The organism is Candidatus Cardinium sp. cByotN1, assembly GCF_022810525.1.
Classification (GTDB): Bacteria; Bacteroidota; Bacteroidia; order Cytophagales; family Amoebophilaceae; genus Cardinium.
The window spans coordinates 1-3,771 of record NZ_JAACGG010000068.1 but is presented as its reverse complement, the minus strand read 5'-3'; the positions used below and the strand labels follow the sequence as shown (position 1 = coordinate 3,771).

General features: G+C 36.0%; 3 protein-coding genes. 2 read left to right on the top strand and 1 reads right to left on the bottom strand.

All coding sequences use genetic code 11. The annotated features are described in order from the left end of the window. Nucleotides 1-109: 109 nt before the first annotated feature. The gene (smpB, locus tag MUW73_RS01980) at nucleotides 110-577 is read right to left on the bottom strand and encodes an SsrA-binding protein SmpB (RefSeq protein WP_243018702.1); all 468 of its coding nucleotides are present in this window, start codon (nucleotides 575-577) and stop codon (nucleotides 110-112) included. A 166-nt stretch (nucleotides 578-743) separates the two neighbouring features. Between smpB and MUW73_RS01975 the strand changes: the two genes are divergently transcribed. Together MUW73_RS01975 and mraY are read left to right on the top strand one after the other, a co-directional pair. Beyond that, a complete protein-coding gene (locus MUW73_RS01975; protein ID WP_243018701.1) occupies nucleotides 744-2,384 on the top strand; it encodes an AMP-binding protein in 1,641 nt (546 codons plus the stop codon). Between the two features lie 14 nt (nucleotides 2,385-2,398). Continuing rightward, nucleotides 2,399-3,625, top strand: coding sequence for a phospho-N-acetylmuramoyl-pentapeptide-transferase (gene mraY / locus MUW73_RS01970; RefSeq protein ID WP_243018700.1), 1,227 nt, complete (start codon nucleotides 2,399-2,401; stop codon nucleotides 3,623-3,625). The last annotated feature ends 146 nt before the right edge of the window (nucleotides 3,626-3,771 follow it).

Sequence of the window (3,771 nt, the reverse complement as noted above, 5' to 3'; positions counted from 1 at the left end):
GAAAAATGTAACAACAAAAATCCATTTTCTACTAATTGCGTCAACGCAAACCATAGAGTTGCTAAATATAATCGAACAAAAACCACAGTCGTGAACGGATACAAACAGCTTATTCCTTCAATCTCATTGCTCCAGATCGTTGTAAATCTCTCTCTTTAATGGTTTGACGTTTATCATATAGTTTTTTACCTCGTGCTAGGGCAATGGCCAGCTTAGCAAACCCACGTTGATTTATAAACAATTCTACCGGAATAATGGTTAGCCCTTTTGCTTGGTTTTTGAGTAACTGTTGCAGTTCTTTTTTCTGCAACAATAACTGACGGTCACGTTTTTCTTCATGATTGTAGATGTTGCCATGACTATAAGGACCAATATGCATTCCTTTTATCCAAAGTGATCCTCGATTAAAATAACAATAGGCATCTTGAAGTGATGCTTTATTCATGCGAATCGATTTTATTTCTGTTCCTTGCAAGATAAGGCCAGCCGTATACCTGTCTAAAAAGGTATAGGCAAAATGGGCTTGTCTATTTTTAATGCAAACCTTTGTGGGAAATGCGCTTTTCTTACCTGACATAGATAGACTTTAAATAAAAAGATGGCTTCTACAAATTTCTGCAATCTAAAACATAAAATCTATAGTGCTATCATAGATAAACAGATTTTGGCATCATGCGCATCATATTCTATAAAATAATAGTATATTGCATTGGTGTTTGCAAAAAAATAAAATGGTTTATATTATGACACAAAAACCTTGGATTCAGCATTATCCTGCTTCTATTCCGGATACCATTGATACCGCTAGGTATCGCTCATTAGTCCATTTCATGGAAGAGGTTTTTGAGCAATACCAAGACTTACCCATGTGCGAAAACATGGGCAAGGTACTCACTTTTCATAAAGTGGATAAACTATCTAAAGCTTTCGCAGCTTATATTCAGCAATATACTAATTTATCAGTAGGATCACATGTAGCGATTCAATTACCCAACTTATTGCAGTATCCAATTGCTGTGTTGGGTATGCTACGCGCTGGCATGGTAATAGTCAACATCAATCCACAGTATACTCCTGCTGAAATGGTCTACCAACTTAAGGATGCAGGTGTCCGTGCCATCGTTGTATTAGAAAACTTTGCCCATAAATTAGTTGAAATTTTACCAGATACGTCTATTCAAACTGTTATTGTTACCAAAGTAGGTGACATGCTTGGTTCTATAAAAGGAAAGCTACTTAACTTTGCTATCAAACATATTAAAAAACTGGTTCCTGCTTATAATCTACCACAAGCCATTTCTTTTAAGGAGGTTTTAGAAAAAGGGAAACAGGCCATTTTTCGTCCTATTCCTTTACAACCTTCTGATACTGCTTTTTTGCAATATACGGGTGGGACGACAGGCCTGTCGAAAGGAGCTATTCTATCGCATGGCAACCTTACCGCCAATTTTCAACAAGTAGAACTTGTCATGCGCCTTCTATTAAAGGAAAAGGAAGAACGGACCATGATTCCGTTGCCTCTTTATCATATTTTTGGATTAGCTAGCTTCTTTGCAATGGCTAAGATAGGTGCCATTTCTTCATTGATTACGAATCCTAGAGATATTCCACGCTTTATCAAAGCATTACGAAAAACGAAACCTACTTGTTTAATAGGCATCAACACTTTATTTGAAAAGCTATTGGTCAATAAAACATTCAAAAAACTAAAGCTTACTTCTTTAAAGCTTACCATAGCAGGTGGTATGAAAACACAAGAAAAAGTTAAAAAACACTGGGAGCAATTAACGGGTAGTAAGCTGATGGAAGCCTATGGCTTAACCGAATGTTCGCCTGGTGTTTCTACCGATATGATCAATGGGCTCTATCATATGCCACTACCTGGCACATCTGTTATCATAGCAGATGAAGCAGCTAAAGAGTTACCCTATGGAACAGCTGGTGAACTACTGATTAAAGGACCTCAACTGACCCAGGGGTATTGGCAAAAACCAGTAGAAACAGCAGGGGCCTTTGTAAATGGATGGTTTAAAACAGGTGATATAGCTATTATGGATAAAAATGGATTTATATCTATTATCGATCGTAAAAAAGATATGATTAATATTTCTGGTTTTAACGTATACCCCAATGAGATAGAGCAAACCCTAATAGGGCATCCAAAAGTGTTAGAAGTAGGCGCTATTGGTATAACAGATGTTACACTCAAGGAAGCCATCAAGGTTTTTATTGTAAAAAAAGATGCAACGCTTACTGCTGAAGAGATTATAGCTTATTGTAAGGCAAAAATGACCCGTTATAAAATTCCTAAGTATATAGAATTTTGCAATAGCTTACCCAAATCACCCATAGGTAAAGTACTAAGGAGGTTATTAAAGGGGTAAATAAAGGGGCCTATATGCTATATTATTTATTCAAGTACCTACATGCCACATTTCAGTGGCCTGGTACAGGGCTCTTTAAGTACATTTCTTTTCGGGCTGCTATGGCTACCTTGAGTTCCTTTACCATCATTTTTCTACTAGGGCAAGCTTTTATAAGCTACTTAAGTAGCAAACAAGTAATCGAGTCTAATCGATCATTAGGGTTTAACGAATCAGAAAAAAAAGTTAGTACACCTACTATGGGAGGTATACTTATTATACTGGCCACAGTGCTACCCACATTGCTCTTTTCCAAGTTACATAACATATACATTATCCTCTTATTAATTACTACAATTTGGATGGGGCTGGTTGGCTTTTTGGATGATTATATCAAGGTGTTTAAAAAACAAAAACGTGGACTAAATGGATGGATTAAACTATTGGGCCAAATGGTTTTAGGTTTTATTGTAAGTATGACCCTTTATCTAAATAAGCATGTAGTCATACGTGAGTTATCGATACCTGCTCATGCCATAACTACTGAGCCTGTGGATACAGTTTCCTCTCTATATAAAGACACAAAATCTACCAAAACAACTATTCCTTTTTTAAAAGGTAATGAACTAGATTACGCACAAATAACGGGGCTCTTACTGGGTAACTCAGCTTATACATGGATGGTTTATATGGCTATTGTAGCTTTTATTATTGCTGCTGTTTCCAATGGCTCTAATTTAACAGATGGTCTTGATGGATTAACAGCCAGTACATCTGTAATTGTTGGTACTACATTGGCTATTCTTGCTTATTTATCGGGCCACATCATATTTGCCAAGTATTTAAATATTATGTACATCCCAAATTTGGGGGAACTGACTATATTTTGCTGTGCATTTGTGGGATCATGTATGGGTTTTCTTTGGTATAATGCCTATCCGGCACAAATCTTTATGGGAGATACCGGAAGCTTATCTATTGGGGCGGTTATTGCGGTAGTGGCCATTTGTATTCGTAAAGAGTTACTGATTCCGGTACTATGTGGTATATTCTTAATAGAAAATCTATCTGTTATCTTGCAAACCACTTATTTTAAATTTACCAAAAAGCGTTATGGTATAGGTAAAAGAATTTTTAAAATGGCACCCCTTCACCACCATTATCAGAAATTAGGATGGCATGAATCAAAGATTGTAACACGCTTTTTAATTATTAGTATTTTATTGGCTATCGCTACCTTAGTGACTTTAAAGGTGAGATGAGAAGTGTACTTTCAGGGCATTAAAAAGTTACGTAAGGTGACTATGTTATAGTATCTGTTCACCCAATGGCGTCAACTTAAGGAATTTTAATTATTTTTATTTGATTATAAGATTTTTTTATGTTACTTTTTCTTGATAAAGAAGTA